The sequence below is a fragment of the Phenylobacterium hankyongense genome, assembly GCF_003254505.1.
Classification (GTDB): Bacteria; Pseudomonadota; Alphaproteobacteria; order Caulobacterales; family Caulobacteraceae; genus Phenylobacterium; species Phenylobacterium hankyongense.
Window position 1 is genome coordinate 2,594,435 of sequence record NZ_QFYP01000001.1, and the last position, 17,046, is coordinate 2,611,480.

At 68.4% G+C, this 17,046-nt stretch carries 15 protein-coding genes; 5 read left to right on the plus strand and 10 right to left on the minus strand.

Features of this window, described 5'->3' with window-relative positions; genetic code table 11:
* Nucleotides 1-26: 26 nt before the first annotated feature.
* From DJ021_RS12510 to DJ021_RS12535, 6 genes are all read right to left on the minus strand, one after another.
* Nucleotides 27-1,373 carry an MFS transporter gene (locus DJ021_RS12510; RefSeq protein WP_207801833.1) on the minus strand — a complete coding sequence of 449 codons (1,347 nt, stop codon included), beginning with the start codon at nt 1,371-1,373 and terminating at the stop codon, nt 27-29.
* A gap of 130 nt (nt 1,374-1,503) precedes the next feature.
* Nucleotides 1,504-1,917 carry a hypothetical protein gene (locus DJ021_RS12515; protein WP_133255004.1) on the minus strand — a complete coding sequence of 138 codons (414 nt, stop codon included), beginning with the start codon at nt 1,915-1,917 and terminating at the stop codon, nt 1,504-1,506.
* A 33-nt stretch (nt 1,918-1,950) separates the two neighbouring features.
* Nucleotides 1,951-2,958, minus strand: a complete 1,008-nt coding sequence (locus DJ021_RS12520) for an SMP-30/gluconolactonase/LRE family protein (protein WP_207801834.1) — start codon at nt 2,956-2,958, stop codon at nt 1,951-1,953.
* Nucleotides 2,959-3,210: 252 nt separating this feature from the next.
* Nucleotides 3,211-4,239 (minus strand): LacI family DNA-binding transcriptional regulator, encoded by a 1,029-nt coding sequence (locus DJ021_RS12525; protein ID WP_111457863.1) that lies wholly within the window; start codon nt 4,237-4,239, stop codon nt 3,211-3,213.
* Nucleotides 4,240-4,374: 135 nt separating this feature from the next.
* The gene (locus tag DJ021_RS12530) at nt 4,375-5,379 is read right to left on the minus strand and encodes a cupin domain-containing protein (RefSeq protein WP_111457864.1); all 1,005 of its coding nucleotides are present in this window, start codon (nt 5,377-5,379) and stop codon (nt 4,375-4,377) included.
* 192 nt (nt 5,380-5,571) lie between these two features.
* Nucleotides 5,572-8,454: a TonB-dependent receptor plug domain-containing protein gene (locus tag DJ021_RS12535; protein WP_111457865.1), complete on the minus strand. Its 2,883-nt coding sequence runs from the start codon at nt 8,452-8,454 to the stop codon at nt 5,572-5,574.
* Nucleotides 8,455-9,014: 560 nt separating this feature from the next.
* On the opposite strand from DJ021_RS12535, the gene dusA reads away from it, so the two are divergent.
* Nucleotides 9,015-10,064, plus strand: coding sequence for a tRNA dihydrouridine(20/20a) synthase DusA (gene dusA / locus DJ021_RS12540; protein ID WP_111457866.1), 1,050 nt, complete (start codon nt 9,015-9,017; stop codon nt 10,062-10,064).
* Here the strand turns inward: dusA and DJ021_RS12545 are convergent.
* From DJ021_RS12545 to DJ021_RS12555, 3 genes are all read right to left on the minus strand, one after another.
* A complete protein-coding gene (locus DJ021_RS12545; protein WP_165837207.1) occupies nt 10,008-10,529 on the minus strand; it encodes a TIGR02281 family clan AA aspartic protease in 522 nt (173 codons plus the stop codon). The two genes, dusA and DJ021_RS12545, sit on opposite strands and share 57 nt — an antisense overlap.
* 97 nt (nt 10,530-10,626) lie before the next feature.
* The gene (locus tag DJ021_RS12550; protein WP_111457868.1) at nt 10,627-10,839 is read right to left on the minus strand and encodes a DUF1289 domain-containing protein; all 213 of its coding nucleotides are present in this window, start codon (nt 10,837-10,839) and stop codon (nt 10,627-10,629) included.
* Entirely contained in the window at nt 10,836-11,267 is a 432-nt protein-coding gene (locus DJ021_RS12555; RefSeq protein ID WP_111457869.1) for a PaaI family thioesterase, read from the minus strand. The genes DJ021_RS12550 and DJ021_RS12555 overlap by 4 nt, the downstream gene beginning before the upstream one ends.
* Nucleotides 11,268-11,613: 346 nt before the next feature.
* On the opposite strand from DJ021_RS12555, the gene DJ021_RS12560 reads away from it, so the two are divergent.
* Nucleotides 11,614-11,961: a hypothetical protein gene (locus tag DJ021_RS12560; protein WP_111457870.1), complete on the plus strand. Its 348-nt coding sequence runs from the start codon at nt 11,614-11,616 to the stop codon at nt 11,959-11,961.
* Nucleotides 11,962-12,117: 156 nt separating this feature from the next.
* Nucleotides 12,118-13,626, plus strand: a complete 1,509-nt coding sequence (locus tag DJ021_RS12565) for a phospholipase D-like domain-containing protein (RefSeq protein ID WP_111457871.1) — start codon at nt 12,118-12,120, stop codon at nt 13,624-13,626.
* On the opposite strand, the gene DJ021_RS12570 is transcribed toward DJ021_RS12565, so the two are convergent.
* Nucleotides 13,604-14,335 (minus strand): endonuclease/exonuclease/phosphatase family protein, encoded by a 732-nt coding sequence (locus DJ021_RS12570; RefSeq protein WP_111457872.1) that lies wholly within the window; start codon nt 14,333-14,335, stop codon nt 13,604-13,606. The two genes, DJ021_RS12565 and DJ021_RS12570, sit on opposite strands and share 23 nt — an antisense overlap.
* Before the next feature lie 191 nt (nt 14,336-14,526).
* Between DJ021_RS12570 and DJ021_RS12575 the strand changes: the two genes are divergently transcribed.
* Nucleotides 14,527-15,729 carry an acyl-CoA dehydrogenase family protein gene (locus tag DJ021_RS12575; RefSeq protein WP_111457873.1) on the plus strand — a complete coding sequence of 401 codons (1,203 nt, stop codon included), beginning with the start codon at nt 14,527-14,529 and terminating at the stop codon, nt 15,727-15,729.
* 113 nt (nt 15,730-15,842) lie between these two features.
* On the plus strand, nt 15,843-16,988 hold the full coding sequence (locus DJ021_RS12580) for an acyl-CoA dehydrogenase family protein (RefSeq protein ID WP_111457874.1): 1,146 nt from the start codon (nt 15,843-15,845) through the stop codon (nt 16,986-16,988).
* Nucleotides 16,989-17,046 lie beyond the last annotated feature (58 nt).

Here is a 17,046-nt window from a genome sequence, read left to right on the forward strand (position 1 = left end):
CGAAACACAGAAGGTGCTGAGGGTCGTCACGGCTTGGCGAGCGCCACGCCGGCGTCCACGCCGGTGGCGTCGCTGGCGAGCCGGTGGGTGGGGTCGATGAACAGCCAGGCGGCGGCGCCGACCAGCGAGACGCCGGCGGCGGCCAGGAAGGAGGCGTTCCAGCCCAGCCGGTCGGCCAGGAGGGCGGTCAGCGACGCGGTGACCACGCCGCCCAGCTGGTTGGCCATGTTCATGACGCCGGAGACCGAACCGGCGGACCGGCCGCCGAGGTTGGCCGAGACCGTCCAGAAGGCGCTTTGCGACAGGTAGAGCGCACCGGCGCCGCCGGCGAGCACGACGCAGGCGAGCCGCGCGTCGGCCACCTGGGTCGCCATGGCCACGAAGGCGGCGGCCAGCACCAGGGCGAAGACCGCCAGGCCGCGCCGGCCGACCCCGGGCCCGAACCGGTCGGTGAGCCGGTCCGCCATCCAGCCGCCGAGCGGCGAGCACACCGCCATGGCGATGAAGGGCAGCATGGCGTAGAGCGCGCTGGCCTTCAGGTCCAGGCCGCGCTCGGTCGACAGGTATTTGAAAAACCAGGTGAAAAAGATGTAGGCCACATAGCCGTAGCAGAAGTAGCTGAGGCTCAGCGCCGCCACGTGGCGGTTCTTCAGGATCTGCAGCCAGGGCGCAGCCTTGTGGCTGCCCAGGGCGGTGGGGTCCGGCAGGCCGGCCTTGATATAGGCCGCTTCCGTCGGGTCGACCCAGGGGTGGATATCCGGGCGGTCGCGGGCGACCACCAGCCAGCCGATCAGCGACGCCAGGCCGATCACGGCGCTGGCGTAGAAGGCGACGCGCCAGTCGTGGTTGATCAGGAAGTAGGTGATCAGCGGCGGGGCGACGCCTGCGCCGATGCCGACGCCGGCGAAGATCACGCCGTTGGCGACGCCGCGCTCACGGGTCGGGATCCAGTTGGCGACCAGGCGGTTGCTGGCCGGGAAGATCACCGACTCGCCGACGCCGAGCACGAAGCGGGTGGCGATCAGCAGCCCGAGCGACCAGCCGTAGCCTGAGGGCACGAGGGCGGTGGCTGCGGTGAAGACGCTCCACCAGACGATGCCGATGGCGACCATCCGGTAGGGCCCGAACCGGTCGGCCAGCCGCCCGGCCAGGGGCTGGCTGAAGGCGTAGCCCATGACGAAGGCGCTGAAGACCGTGCCCAACTGCACGTTGGTCAGGCCGAACTCCTTCTGCACCGCGGAGGCGGCGATCGAGATGTTGTTGCGGTCAAGGTAGGAGACCGCCGCGATGGCGAACATCAGCGCCACCACGGCCCAGCGTGCGCCGCTGGCCGGGCGCTCGGCGACCGCGTTCTGGTTGGCTCGATCCGACATCACTGGTCCCTTTTCCCCCGCCGCTCAGGCACGGCCGCCCCAGCCGCACGTCGAGGCGCGGCTATCGTTTCTTGGTCTCTCGCCGAAACCGGGGCGGCCTGCGGCGACGTGCGCGCAGGCCGCCCCGGCGTCAGACGACGTCGAACAGCACCACCTGGAAGTTCTTGTTGGTCAGCGTGTTCTCGATGCCCGGCCAAAGCGCGGCGTGGGTCTTCGAGGCGATCCAGATCTGGCGCAGCTCTTCGTTTTCGTAGGTGAGCTGGAACCGGTAGTTCACGCTCTTCGGCAGGTCGTAGCCTTGGATGTGGGTCCGCAGCTTCAGCATCTTGACGTCGATGAAGCCTTTGAACTTGGCCCCCGCCGGCGCGAACTTGTTGTGGAAATGGTTGAGCATTTCCTGCTCGCGGGCCGGATCCACCTCGAGGTCGCAATAGAGCACGATCGGTGACTTCTTCGGCGTTGCCGCCTTGGCGCTGGCTCCCGCTGCGAGACTGACCACAGCGGCGGCGCCGAAAGCGGACCTGATGCAGGCGCGACGATCCATGAATTCCTCCGTCATATTGTTCATTGTTGTCGATCAGCGCGTGTAGAGCGGCATCTTGCCGGGCGTCGCCAGCTTCAGGCGGTAGATGCTTTCGGCTGAGCAGATGTAGGCGGTGTGGCCGTCATCGGCCCACGCCAGGTTGGCGGCGGCCTTCTCCGGCAGCTTGATCTGGCCCAGCACCTTGCCCTGCGGGCTGATGATGCGGATGCCGCCCGGACCCGAGGTCCACACGTTCCCCGCCGAGTCCACCTTCAGGCCGTCCGGCACGTCGACCGGGTTCGGCTCGGGATACTCGATGAAGGTGCGCGGGTTGGAGACCTTGCCGCCGGGGGCGACGTCGTAGGCGCGGACGAACATCTTCGGCTCGGAGTTCGAGATGTAGAGCGTCTTGCCGTCGGGCGAGAAGCCGATGCCGTTGGGGCGCGGGATGTCGGTGATGACGGCCGTCAGCTTGCCGTTGGCGTAGCGATAGACGCCATTGAACGGGACTTCCTTGGCCGGATCCTTGTCCTGGCCGTCGAGGCCATAGGGCGGGTCTGTGATCCACAGCGCGCCGTCGGAGGCGAAGACCAGGTCGTTCGGGCTGTTCAGGCGCTTGCCGTCATAGCGCTCGAGGAAGGGCGTCATGTGCAGCTTGCTGTCGAGGCGGACGATGCGCCGGGCGCCGTGCTGGTTCATCAGCACCGTGCCGTCCTTGTCGGTGACCATGGCGTTGGAGCCCTTGAACGGGCTGCCGTTCGGGGGGATCTGCGCCAGGCCGCCGGCGTGATCGATCAACACCTCGACCTTACCGTTGGGAGACACCGCGACCATCTTGTTGCCGGTGAGGTCCGAGAACCAGAGCCGGCCCTCGCGCCACATCGGGCCTTCCGCGAAGCCGAAGCCGGTGGCCACCTTTTCGATCCGCGCGCCGGGCGCGATCACCTTGTCCAGCGCCGGATCGAGGCGCAGCACGCCCACCTCCGTCTTCGCGCTCGCCGCCGGGGCGTCGGCGGCCTGGGCTGTCGTTAACGGCCCGCAAACGGCAAGCGCCGCGAGCATCGATCCAAGTTTCAGGGCTTTGAGAGTTTGCACGCGTTGGTCATCCATGGCCGTGGGAAATCCGACGCGGCGGGCCGGGATCTGACACTTGCAACGACTTCTGAAGCGAGAGCCCCGGTCGAAAAAAGCGAAAACAAATCAACCCCCGAACGTCTATGAAAAGGTTATCAATGAGGGGGCGACGCGTCTAGGCGAAACTGGCGCTTGCGAGGGCTCGCGAGGGTGGCCGATCGGGCGGCGCGCGTCGGCGCGTCAGCCCTCGTCGTCCGGGGCGGCGGGACCGCGGGGGCGGTACGGGGCGGTCGTGCCCCTCGGCGTGATCTTGGTGGGCAGGACGATGTCCCGATCGGTGGCCGAGTCGTTCAGCACCCGCTCGAGCAGCAGCATGGCGCGATAGCCGATCTCGGCGGTGGGCACATGCACCGTGGTCAGAGGCGGATCGTAGAGCGCGGCGATGCGCTGGTCGTCGAAGCCGATGATCGAGATGTCCTCCGGCACCCGCAGCCCGGCCATCTTCGCGGCCCGGACCGCGCCGATGGCCATTTCGTCGTTGGCGGCGAAAACCGCGGTGGGCGGGGCGTGGCGGGCGAGCAGCAGGTTCATGGCGAGCTCGCCCGATCGCGCGGTGAAGTCGCCCTCGACGCAGAGCGCAGTGTCCAGGCTGGGACCGAGCGCCTGCTGATAGCCTTCGACCCGGTGGACGGCCATCGGCGAGCTCATCGGGCCGGAGATGTGCGCCACCCGCTTGTGCCCGAGGTCCAGCAGATACTGAGTGGCGGCCACCGCCGCCCGGGTGTGGTCCACGCGGACCGCGGGCAGCGAGCAGCCGTCGATCTGTTCGAGCGCCGCCACCACCGGCGGCAGCCGCTTGCGATCGGCGAGGGCCGAGGCGTGCGAGCTCGTCACCAGGATGATGCCGTCGGCCCGGCGCGCGGCCACCTGGTCGAAGAAGGCGTGCTCGCGCTCCGGATCGCGGTCGGTGTGGCCCATCAGCACCGAATAGCCGGTCTTGCGCGCGGCCTTCTCGACGCCTCGGAAGACCTCCAGGAAGAAGGGGCTGAGACTGGGCACGACGACCAGGGCGACCTTGCTTTCGCGAAGGCGCAGGTCGCGGGCCAGCAGATTGGGCTGATAGCCGAGGCGCTCCACCGCCTTGAGGACCCGCGCGCGGGTTTCCTCGCTGAGCAGTTCGGGTCGCCTCAGGGCGCGGGAAACCGTCGCGATCGAGACACCAAGCTCGGCGGCCACCTCGATGATCGTCGTCGGGCGTCTATCGTTCATTGGGCGATGACTTCTCGCATACTGTCGCGGTTATATCGCAGTTCGCGCGGCGAGGGGGATCTGAGACGATGAAAGCCCGCCCCTTGCGAGGCGGGCTTTCAAAGCTTGCAACCGCGGTGGCGACTGCGCAGTTCTTCAGCGGCCCGTGCGCCCCTTGCCCTCCGACGGCAGCGGGCGTCCCGCGATGGTGGCGTTGCGGAGGCCTTCGGCGATGGCCTCGGAGCCCGGACGCGGCGGAGCGTTGGCGGGGCGCGGCTGGGCGAAGGGCGCCAGGCGGCCCATGTAGAACCAGCTCTGCACATCGTGGCTGAGGTTGATGGCGGCATGGACCGACTTGCCGTTCGGCGGCGCCATCAGGCCCGCGTTCATCGGCCAGGGGCGGATTTCGCTGCCGACCTGCAGGGCGGCCGGGCCGTCGGTGAGCTTCACCCAGACTTCTTCCTGGCCGGGCGTGTGGGCGTGGGCGCCGGCGATCGTCCAGCCGCCCATGTAGACGATGTAGACCTTGTCGCTGGAGAACAGGCCGTCCTCCTGCTGGAACACGTACTTGGTCTGGTTGCTCCAGTGGACGTTGCGCTCGGTGTAGACGAGCTTGTTGGTGTCGCGGACCAGGATGTCGGCGCGCGGCTTGACGCTCGGATCGAGCGTCTGCGAGGTCATCAGGATCTTCATGGGCGTGTCGCCGGTGTTCGACAGCCGGTGCGCCAGATTGGGCGGGATCAGGATGGCGATCCCGGGCTTCAGGTCCCACACCTGCTTGCCGTCGTCGATGCGGCCCTGTCCGGTCTCGACGTAGAGCACCAGCTGATCCGGCGTCTTGAACATCGAGGTGGTGTTGAGGGCGCCGAGCTCCAGCAGCGCGAGCTCGTTGTGGTAGGGCATCACCGCGCGGGGCGCGCCGGGCCGGGTCGGGTCGCCGCCGCTGAGGATCGTGCGCTTCTGGATCACGTCGTACATGATGTGCGGCGCGGCGCGGTCGGCGTAGCCCACGAACTGGTCGACGGTCAGGCCGGCGGCGTCGTTGCTCGGCGGCTCGCGCGGGGCGGCGGGCGGCGCGGCAGGGGCAGGGGCGGCGGCCGGCTGGGCGGACGCGGCCTGGACGGCGAGAAGGGACAGGGTCGCCGCGAGAAGCATCTTCATCGGAATTCTCCCATTTCGCAGCCCATGGGCGGCCGCTGGTTGTCTTCGTTGGTCCCGCACGGCGGGTTTGGATCGGACCCTAGCGCATCGCCGCGGCGATGCCTGAACGGTGACGCTTGGCGCAGAAAAAAGGGGCCGAAGGCTGGTCTCGGCAGCCTCCGGCCCCCTGCCGTCACTGAGGAGGGAGGGCTCCTAGCGGCGGAAGCGGAAGCCCACCGTGATGTAACGGCCGATGACGTCGTACATCGCGCGGTTGGTCGGGAACTGCAGGCCCGGGTTGGCGGAGTCGGCGATCAGCGGCGGATCGACGTTGAACAGGTTCTGGACGCTCGCGAAGGCTTCGTACTGGCGCTCGGCGCCGAACTTATAGGCGACGTTGAGGTCGGTATAATTGACGTTCGGCTGGACGTCGTAGTTGGTGAAGATCGTCGTCCGCGAGCGCTTGGCCGAGCCGGTCCAGCGCTCGGCCACCCGCACCGACCAGGGGCCGTTGCTGTAGTTGGCCTCGAGCGAGCCGCTGATCCGCGGGTTGTTGCCGTAGTTGAGCTGGCCTTGCCGCGGCTGCGTCGCGCTGGGCTTCAGGCTGTAGTCGGTCAGCACTGAGGCGAGGCCGCGCAGCTCCAGGCGGCCGCTGAGCCGGCTCGAGATCGCCTCCAGCGGCACCAGATAGGCCGCTTCCACGTCGAAGCCCGACTGGAACACCTTGGCCTGGTTGCGCTGGACGTTCAGCACCCGCTGCATGTTGTTGGCGGGGGTGCGGTCGGAGAAGGGCAGGGGCCGGATGATGTAGGCGCACGACGGCGAGGTGCCGTTGCTCTGCTCGCACTCCTGGTTCAGCAGGCCCTGGTTGGTCGAGCCGATCGCGTCGTTGATCAGCAGGCTGTAGGCGTCGACCGAGACCGTGAAGCCCTTGAAGTAGCTCGGCGAATAGACGAAGCCGCCCACCACCATCGAGCCGATCTCCGGCGTCAGGTTCGGGTTGCCGCCCACCTCGTTGATGTACGAGGCCGAGGCGCCGGTGTGCAGGTCGAGGTCGAGGTTCGCGGTGACCTGCTTGCCCTGGTAGAGCTGGTAGAGGGTCGGCGCGGTGATGTCGCGGGAGACGGTCATCCGCAGCCGCAGATCGTCGTAGGGCTGATAGTTCACGCCCACCTTCCAGGTCATCACCTGGCCGCTGGTGCTGTAGTCGGTGACGCGGGCCGCGGCGTTCAGGTCCAGGGACTGGACGAACGGCAGGTCCTTGAGCAGCGGGGCGGCGACTTCGACATAGGCCTCCTTCACCGTGACCTGGCCGGAGGCGAGGCCGATGTTGGTGAAGTTGTACGGCAGCACGTTGTTCGGCTTGCCCTGGATCCCGGTGTAGTCGATCGACGACGCGACCGCCGGGTCGGAGTTCGAGGTCTCGTCCAGCGTCTGGCGACGCCATTCACCGCCGAAGGCGACGGACAGCGGGCCGGCCGGCAGCTCGAACAGGTCGCCGCTGAGGTTGGCGGAGACGATGTTCATCTGGTTGACGGCTTGGTACTGCGAGCGGCCCATCGCCCAGGCGATGGATTCCGCCGACGGGGCGCCGACCCCGAAGATGTTCATCGGCACGCAGCCGGGCAGCAGCGTCGGGTTGGTCAGGCTCACCCGGCAGACGGCCTGCCCGGCCGAGTTCCGGACCGAGTCGATCGCCGCATAGAAGCGCTGGCTGTTGAACTCGTTGACGTTGGTGCGCAGCTGGTTGCGGCCCCAGACGTAGTTGGCGTCCCAGTGCCATTCATGGCCGAGGGCGCTGAACTTGCCGTCCAGGCCGGCATTGATCATGCCGCTGTCGTTGAGCGTGTCGCCCTTGTACTGCGGCGTGTCCATCATGCCGATGCGCGACATCTGGAAGCTGTTCGTCGAGCCGAGCGCGGCGACCACTTCCGGACGCAGGAAGGCGTTGTCACGGGAGATGGTGATGCCGTTCTGCGAGCCGCCGTAGTGCTCGTCCCAGCGGATATTGAGCTGGTTGCGCGACTCCGCCGCCGAGAACTGCATGTGGGAGTTGATGTTGTCGGTCAGGTCGTAGGACACCCGCCCGAAGGCCTGGTCCGTCTTGAGGGCCGACACCATGGTGGTGTTGGTCCAGTAGGCGCCGCCGCCGCCGATCGAATAGGTCGGGTTGGTCGTGGGGCCGCCCACCGCCATCGGCTGGATGGCGCCGCCCGGCAGGAACTCGTAGCCCTTCAGCGGTCCGCTGTTGATGTAGCCGCCGAAGGTGACGCTCGAAAAGCGGACGTCCTGATAGGTGGTCGAGTACTGGACGCCGCCCTGAGAGCGGCTGGTGTACTGGATGAACCGCTGGCCGTTCTCACGGTCGTTGGCGTTGATCGGATCGGAATTGAAGTGCTCGATCGAGCCTTCGATGTGGCCGCGGCCGCCGGCGAAGCTCGTGCCGGCCGCCAGGGTCGCCTTGTAGCTGTTGGCGTCGCCGTAGGTGGAGGCGCCGTACTGGGCGCTGCCCTTCAGGCCGTTGAAGTTCTTGTCGAGGACGAAGTTGACCACGCCCACCATGGCGTCGGAGCCATAGGCCGCCGAGGCGCCGCCGGTGACCACGTCGACGCGTTGGACGAGGACCTGGGGCAGGGTGTTGATGTCGACGCCGCCGGCGAAGCTGGTCGGCGGCACGCGGACGCCGTCGAGCAGGATCAGGGTGCGGGTGGTGCCGAGGCCGCGCAGGTTCAGGTAGTTGCCCTGGTTCGGGCTGTTGGCGTTCCAGGTCACCGACTGCTTGTTCGAGGACGAGCCGCGGAACTGCGGGAGCTGGTTGAGCGCGTCCGGGATGTTGGTCGGCGCGCGGGCGAGCAACGCCTCGGAGGTCATGGTGGTGACGGGCGTGGGCGCCTGGAAGCCGTTGCTGACGATCCGCGAGCCCGTGACGACCACGGCCTCGACCTCGGCCGCCTCGCCGCCGCCCGCGTCGCCGCCGCTCGCCTTGTCCGCTGCTGAAAAGGTTTTCACACCCGACGATTGAGCCAGCGCCGGCGCGGCAAGAGCGAGCATGCTGACGCCGGCGAGCATGGCGCTCGCGGCTGAAACCATTCTCATTTGTGTATCCCCCTAATGCGGTGCCGTTTCATAACGGCTTCGGCAGCGTTTCTGGCGTAGTAAAACCTTCAAGTCAATCGAGTTCTGTCAGCTAAAGGCAAGTGTCTATGAGTAAGTATTGTTGCGTTTCCAGAGGTGTGTTGCGCAGAAGGAGGGGCGTTATCGACGTGTATAATGATTAAATGGTATGACTGCTTAAAATTGGCGATGACATTTCCAAGAATATAGGATTTCGGTATTCTCACGCTCAACTGCAAAGGTTTTCATCACGGACGGCCCATTTCGCTGAAGCTGCGGTGATGTCGTCTTCGTGTTCGCCGAAATTGGGCTTTATCGAGGCTAAGGTTTCGGCTCCGACACGTATGGGCTCCAGATGCGGCGAGGCCCCGAGGCCGCCGGGGGCTGACCGAGTCGGGGCGGCGCGGCGATCCGCCGCGGTCGATCTGGCCCCAGGTCGCGCGCCTGCGAAGCGGCGCCGTCGGTTGGCGAAAAGGGGCGAAATCGGCGGCGGCTTCGCGTAGAAACGCGCACCCGCACGCCTGACCAGCTAGCTGAACTGCATGGAAAACATTTCGCAATATCAGTCATCTAGACTGTCAGTCGCCCCGATGATGGACTGGACGGACCGGCATTGCCGGATGCTGCACCGGTCGCTGACGGCGCGGGCGATGCTCTATACCGAGATGCTGACCACCGGCGCGATCCTGCACGGGGACCGCGCGCGCCTGCTGGCCTTCGACCCGGCGGAGCAGCCGGTGGCGTTGCAGCTGGGCGGGTCCGATCCGGCCGATCTGGCGGCTGCGGCGCGGATCGGCGAGGCCGAGGGCTATGGCGAGATCAACCTCAACGTCGGCTGCCCGTCGGACCGCGTGCAGTCGGGGCGGTTCGGCGCCTGCCTGATGCGCGAGCCGGCTCTCGTTGCGGAGTGCATGGCGGCCATCGCCGCGGCGGTGAAGGTCCCGGCGACGGTGAAGTGCCGGATCGGCGTCGACGAGCAGGACCCGGAGGCGAGCCTGTTCTCCCTGGTGGACCTCTGCGCCCAGGCCGGCGTGCGGCATTTCGTGGTCCACGCCCGCAAGGCCTGGCTGCAGGGCCTGTCGCCGAAGGAGAACCGCGACGTGCCGCCGCTCGACTATCCGCTGGTCTACCGGCTGAAGCGCGAGCGGCCGGAGCTGACGATCGTCATCAACGGCGGCATCGCCTCGCTGGAGGCGGCGCAGGCCCATCTGCAGCACGTCGACGGGGTGATGCTCGGCCGGGCGGCCTACCACACGCCGGAAATCCTCGGCGAGGTCGACGCGCGGCTCTTTGGGGCCGGCGAAGCGGTCCACGTGCTGGAGGCGGTCAGGCGCTATCGGCCCTACGTGGCGCGGGAGCTGTCGCGCGGGGTGCGCCTGGCGGCGATGACCCGGCACATGCTGGGCCTGTTCCAGGGTCGGCCGGGGGCGCGGACCTGGCGGCGGATCCTGACGGTGGAAGGCGTGAAGCCGGGCGCAGGCCTGGAGGTGATCGACGCGGCGCTGGCGGCGGTCAGCCGCTCAGCGTCGCGGGACTCAGGGCTGCAGGAAGAGCGCCTGACGCGTGGCCTGGAAGCTGGACAGGCGGCCTAGATAGGTCATCCCGAGGAGCGAGGCGTCGAGCCCCCTCTCGATGACCAGGGCGTCGACGTTCTCCAGCCGCGCGCCGGCCACCGAGATCGACGCCAGCTTTACGCCGGCCGCGCGGGCCTGGCCGCCGGCGGTGACCACGGCGTAGCCATAATGGAGCTTGGACAGGTCGAAGCCGAGCCGTTCGGCGTCCTTCGGCGTCAGGGCCACGGCGGTCGCGCCGGTGTCCACCAGGAAGTGGACAGCCTGGCCGTTGACGTCGCCGTCGGCCCAGAAGTGTCCGTCGCTGGCCTTCATCACCGCCCCGCCCTGCGGCGCGGGCAGGGGCCCGGTGGCGGCCATCACCAGCGGCGCCTCGGCCTTGGCGGCGCGCAGCGCCAGCGGCTCGCGGGCGAACACCACCACGGCGTGCGCCGCCACGACGGCGGAGACCCCCGCGACCAGCGACACCATCGCGAACCTGAGCATGTTCGACACTTAGCCTTACCCGTCCGCGGCCGATCCGGCCTCTGTCAGGCGCGAAGATTAGGGCTGCGGGGTTTGCAAGGCGTGAACAGCGAGGCCGTCAGAACATCGCCAGCTTTTGCGGTGCGATCAGGCTGCGGCGCGATGGCAGCTCGGCCATGATCGCCTCGCGTTCGGCCGCGCCGAGCTTCGCCCAGCCGGCGATCTCCGCCAGTCGGCGATAGCAGCCGAGGCACAGGCCGCTCTCGCCGTCGACGACGCAGACCTGGATACAGGGCGTCTTGATCGGGGCGGGCGGCCGGGCAGGGGTCATGGCTGGGGGAGCGCGTACGTCACCGTGGCCTGAGCGGCAAGCCGCTCCGGGCCCTCGGTCCAGAGCCGCACCTCGCAGACCGCGTTGCGGCGGCCCAGGCGCAACATCTCCGCCTCGGCGTAGAGGTCCGCCGGCTTGCAGCCGCGCAGGAAGTTCACGGTCAGCGACGAGGTCACCGCCATCAGCTGGTCGCCCACGTGGGCCAGCACCAGGGCGTACGCGGCGGTGTCCGCCAGCGCCATCAGCACCGGGCCCGAGATCACCTCGCCCGGCCGCAGCATGCCGGGGCCGTAGGGGCGCATCACCCGCACCCGACCGGGCGCCACGCTCATCACCTGCGGCAGCCCGTCCTGCCCGGACTCCGGGAAGGCGCGGCGCATCAGGGCGTTGACGCCGGCGGCGTCCAGCTTCGGCTTGAGATCGCTCATGGGAGTTACATGCCGGCGTCGGCGGAAGATTACAACCTGTTCATGTCTCCAAAGTTGATCCGATGTAATCATTGCTGATTGTTAATCGACGGACTTGATAATTGCCTCCATTTAACTTGAGGCCATCAGCCGTGGCGAGCACCCTCGCGCCAATCGATGAAGACGCGGGGAGTAATTATCCAATGCAAGTCACCGCCATCGCGCTCGCGGTCGCGAGCCTCGCGGCCGCCGCAGAACGCGCGTCATGGCCTTCGCCGGCCGGGCCCGCACCGTCGCCGGCCACTGATCTTGCGGCCCTGTCGCCGCCCAACTCCGTCGTGAATCCACAGACCCCAGGAGCTACGCCATGAAGTTCGCCGCCATCGCCCTCACCGCCGCCAGCCTGCTGACCACCGCCGCCGCCGCCGCGGCCGACCGCACCACGGACCTGGACTACCTCAAGGCCAACCGCTGCCGTGGCCTCGCCGCCGGCATCGGCGGCTCGGTCGACACCTCCGGCCTCGACAGCTTCATCAAGACCGAAGGCCGCGGTCGCAATCCCTATGTCGTGCAGCGCGCGCAGGAGGAATTCGACAAGGCCAAGCGCCAGGCGCGTTCGGCCGAGGCCCGCGAGCGGCTGAGCGCGGAGCTCGCCGGGCCGTGCGTCGCCTACATGGGCTCCGGCGGCGCGGGCAAGGACATGGCCGTCCGCTGAGTCGACGCGAAAACTCGGCTCCCTGGCCAGCGCGCCGACCCCCCGGCCGGCGCGCTTCTTCTTGACCGCCGATCGACGGAACTGACCTTCGCCATAGGCTTTCCTGTCGGGCGGTTCTACGACGGGGCCGGGCGAGCACAGGGACATCCACGGCGTATGACGGTCTTGAGACCCGGTGAGACCTGCTGGCGCACCGCCCGCGCCGGGCGCGCGGCGTTCCTGATCGACAACGAGGCCTACTTCACCGCGGTGTTCGACGCCGTCCAGAAGGCGCGCCGCTCGATCCTGCTGCTCGGCTGGGGGTTCGATCCGCGCACGCGGCTGTTCCCCGACGGCTACGACGGCCCCGACGACCCCGACGAGGTCGGTCGCATCCTGGTGGAGCTCGCCTGCGCCAAGCCGGAGCTCGACGTCCGCCTGCTGGTCTGGAAGTCCGCCCTGCCGATCGCCGCCAGCCAGGAGTTCTTCCCGCATAAGGCGCGCAAGTGGTTCAAGAACACGCCGGTCAAGTTCCGGCTGGACGACCAGGTGCCCTTCGGCGCCTGCCATCATCAGAAGGTGCTGGTGATCGACGACCGGCTGGCGTTCAGCGGCGGCGGCGACATCTCGGTCGACCGCTGGGACACGCCGGGGCACCTGGATGGCGACCAGCGCCGCATCATGCCCAAGCAGGAGTGCCATGACCCGCGGCACGAGGTGATGATGATGGTGGACGGCGAGGCGGCCCGCGCGCTCGCCGACCACGCCCGCGAACGCTGGCGGCGCGCCACCGGCGAGACGCTGACGCCGCCGCCGGACGCCGGCGGCGATCCCTGGCCGGACCACGTGCCGCCGCACCTGATCGACAGGGACGTGGCCATCGCGCTGACCGAGCCTGCCTGGAAAGGCCGGCCGCTGGTCGACCAGATCCGGCAGCTGACGCTGGCCTGCATCGCCGAGGCGAAGGACACGATCTACCTCGAGAACCAGTACTTCACCTCGCCGATCGTCGCCGAGGCCCTGGCCGCGCGCCTGGCCGAGCCGGACGGTCCGCAGGTGGTGCTGATCTCCACCGGCCAGGCCCCCAGCTGGTTCGACCAGCTGACCATGGACCGGGCCCGCGGGGCGATGATCTGGCGGCTGCGCTCGGCCGACATCTTCGGCCGCTTCCGCGCCTTCTGGCCGGCGACCCCGGCCGGCGAGACGATCATCGTGCACTCCAAGGTCAGCGTCTTCGACGACCGCATCGCCCGCGTCGGGTCGGCCAACCTCAACAACCGCTCGGGCGGCTTCGACACCGAGCTCGAGCTGGCGCTGGAGTGCGACGACGAGACCGCGCGGCTGAACATCGCCGCCTTCCGGGACCGGCTGGTCGGTCACTTCATGGGCCACACCGGCGATGCGGTGGCCAAGGCCCGCGCCGAGTTCGGCGGCCTGGTCGGCGCGATCGATGCGCTGAACCGTGACGGCCGGCTGCGGCCGATCGAGCCGCCCGGAGTCACCGCGATCGGCGAGTTCGTGACCAAGTACCACCTGGGCGACCCGCAGGACACGCGCGACGCCTGGCGCCCGAACCGGCGGCGGGAGCGGCTCTACAGCGAGCTCCGGGCGATCGGCGGCGTCGGCGAAACGCAGGTCTGGGAAGACGCCGAGCAGCAGCGGGTCAGACCACCTCGAAATCCATGACCAGCGGCAGGTGGTCGGAGGCGACCCGGGTCAGCGGCTCGAACGGCGCGAAGACGTCGCGCACGACGATCTCCCGGCTGACGAACAGGTGGTCGATGCGCAGCACCGGCAGCGGCGAGGGGAAGGTCGAGGTGGGCGAGCGCTTCGGCGACAGCCGCCGCGCCGGCTCCAGCTTGGCCGTCAGCGTGCGGTAGACCACCGAGGTCCCGGTGGCGTTGAAGTCCCCGGTCAGGATCTTCGGCCCGGCGCAGAGCGGATGCTCCAGCCAGGACGGTCCGGCCAGCCAGCTCGCCTGCACCTGCTGTTCGCGCGGCACCAGCCCCAGGTGGGTGTTGATCACCTGCACCCGCTTGCCGTCGATCTCCACCTCGACCCACAGGGCGCCGCGGGGCTCCAGCTGCGGGATGAGCGGGTGGCCGGGCAGGGGCCCGACCTGCACCAGCCGCTCCGGATAGGCCGTCAGGATGGCGTCGCCGTAGCGCTCCTCCTCGACGGTCAGCGCGGCGTGGAAGTGGCAGGCCATGTCGAGCCGGCGGGCGATCTCGTGCGCCTGGTCGACGCCGCCGGTGCGGGCGCGGCCGACGTCGAGCTCCTGCAGGGCGACGATGTCGGGTTCCAACTTGGCCAGCACGTCGGCGACCCGGGCGACGTCCAGCCGCCGATCGTTCCCGACGCAGCGATGGACGTTGTAGGTGGCGATCCGGGGCATGTGGCGGGAGCAGTGCCGGGCTTCCAAGGCGAAGGCAAGGCGCGGAAGCCGCCGTTCCGCCCCCGCTGACGAGCTCGGCTGACGCTTACGTTAACGTCATCTTCCCAAGTTTCCGGCTCCGGCGTATGGTCCGCGTCTAGAAGATACGCTGTAAACGCTGCGCGCCGAGCCGCCGTGAGAGGGAACCCGTCATGAACCTCGATTTCTCCCCCGAAGAGAACGCCTTCCGCGAGGAGGTCCGCACCTTCATCAAGGGGAATTATCCGGCGCAGCTGCGGGCCAGGCAGGATTCCGGCGAGCCGCTGACCAAGGAGGACTACCTCTCCTGGCACAAGGTGCTGGCGAAGAAGGGCTGGGTGGCGCCGTCGTGGCCGACGGAGTTCGGCGGCACCGGCTGGACGCCGACCCAGAAGTACATCTGGTCCGAGGAGCTGGCCCGCGCCGACGCGCTGCCGGTGCTGCCGTTCGGGGTCTCGATGCTGGCGCCGGTGATCTACACCTTCGGCACCGAAGAGCAGAAGAAGGCGTTCCTGCCGGGCATCTACAACGGCGAGGTCTGGTGGTGCCAGGGCTACTCCGAGCCGGGCGCCGGTTCCGACCTCGCCAGCCTCAAGACCCGCGCCGAGCGGGTGAAGGGCGACGACGGCAAGGAGTACTACATCGTCAACGGCCAGAAGACGTGGACGACGCTTGGCCAGTTCGCCGACTGGGGCTTCTTCCTGGTCCGCACCGACCCCGACGCCAAGCCGCAGGCCGGCATCTCCTTCCTGCTGATCGACATGAAGAGCCCGGGGATCACCGTGCGCCCGATCATCACCCTGGAGGGCGGGCACGAGGTGAACGACGTCTTCCTCGACAACGTCAAGGTGCCGGTGGAGCAGCGGATCTTCCACGAGAACCAGGGCTGGACCTGCGCCAAGGCGCTGCTGGCCCACGAGCGGTCGGGCATCGCCGGCGTCGCGCGCTCCAAGCGCGGGCTGGAGAAGCTGCGCGACATGGCGCGGACCGAGCGGTCGGACGCCGGCGGGGCGCTGCTGGGCGACGCCTTCTTCCGGCGCAAGGTGGCGGAGCTGGAGATCGACCTGACGGCGCTGGAGTTCACCGAGCTGCGCACGCTGGCCGGCGAGTCCAGCGGCAAGGGGCCGGGCCCGGAAAGCTCGATCCTGAAAATCAAAGGCACCGAAATCCAGCAGCGGCTGCAGGAGCTGGCGCTGGAGGCGGTCGGCCACTACGGCGCGCCGTTCCTGCGCGACATGGGCCACAACGCCCAGATCGGGCCCGATTTCGCCGAGGGCCTGGCCGGCGACTACTTCAACGGCCGCAAGACCTCGATCTACGGCGGCTCCAACGAGATCCAGCGCAACATCATCGCCAAGATGGTGCTGGGACTCTGACCAGCTGCACGGAAAGCTCGTGGTGTTGAGCATCCTCGCCGAAGTGAGCGCTGACACCCCCACCCCTAACCCCTCCCCGCAAGGGGGAGGGGAACAGATGGAGTAGACCCCTCGTGGATTTCAGCTTCACCGAAGAACAGTCGATGCTGCGCGACACCGTGGCGAGCTATCTGGCCGACAACTATTCCTTCGATCAGCGCCGGGCGGCGATCTCCAAGGAGCCGGGCTGGAGCCCGCAGGTGTGGAAGGCCTTCGCCGAGGAGCTGGGCATCCTGGGCGCGCCGTTCTCCGAGGAGCTGGGCGGCCTGGGCGGCGGCCCGGTCGAGAACATGATCGTCATGGAGGAGTTCGGCAAAGCCCTGGTGGTCGAGCCCTACCTCGGCACGGTGGTGATCGGCGGCGGCTTCCTGAAGCACTCCGGCCACCCGCGCGCCGCCGAGCTGATCGGCCAGATCATCGCCGGCGAGGCGATCTTCGCCTTCGCCTGGGCCGAGCCGCAGGGCCGCTACAACCTCGCCGACCTGAAGACCACGGCCAAGAAGGACGGCGCGGGCTACGTGCTGAACGGCCACAAGGCGGTGGTGATCGGCGCGCCCTACGCCACCCACCTGATCGTCACCGCCCGCACCGCCGGAGGGCAGCGCGACGCGCAGGGAATCTCAGTGTTCCTGGTGGAGAAGAACGCCGCCGGCGTCTCGACCCGCGACTACCCGACCGTCGACGGTTTCCGGGCCTCCGAGGTGACGCTGGAGAACGTGCAGGTCGAGGCCGACGCCCTGATCGGGCCGGAAGGCCAGGCCCTGCCGCTGATCGAGAAGGTCATGGACGAGGCGGTCGCCGCCACCTGCGCCGAGGCCTGCGGCGTGCTGCGCAAGCTGCACGAGGGGACGCTGGAATACACCCGCCAGCGCAAGCAGTTCGGCCAGCCGATCTCCGCCTTCCAGGTCCTGCAGCACCGGATGGTCGACATGTTCATCCAGGTCGAGCAGGCGGTCTCGATGACCTACATGGCGACGATCAAGCTCGGCGAAGACGACAAGGAGCGCTCCAAGGCGGCCGCGGCCGCGAAGGTGCAGATCGGCAAGGCCGCCCGCTTCGTCGGCCAGAACGCCATCCAGCTGCACGGCGGCATGGGCATGACCGACGAGATGGCGATCGGCCACTACTTCAAGCGCGCCACCATGATCGAGAACGCCTTCGGCTCCATCGACCACTTCCTGGCCCGCTACGAGTTCCTGAGCCTGGGCGAAGCGGCTTAAGGCGCGGGGCTCTCCGCCGGCGGCTCCATTACCTGCCGCGTAATCGCTTCGCCGCGCC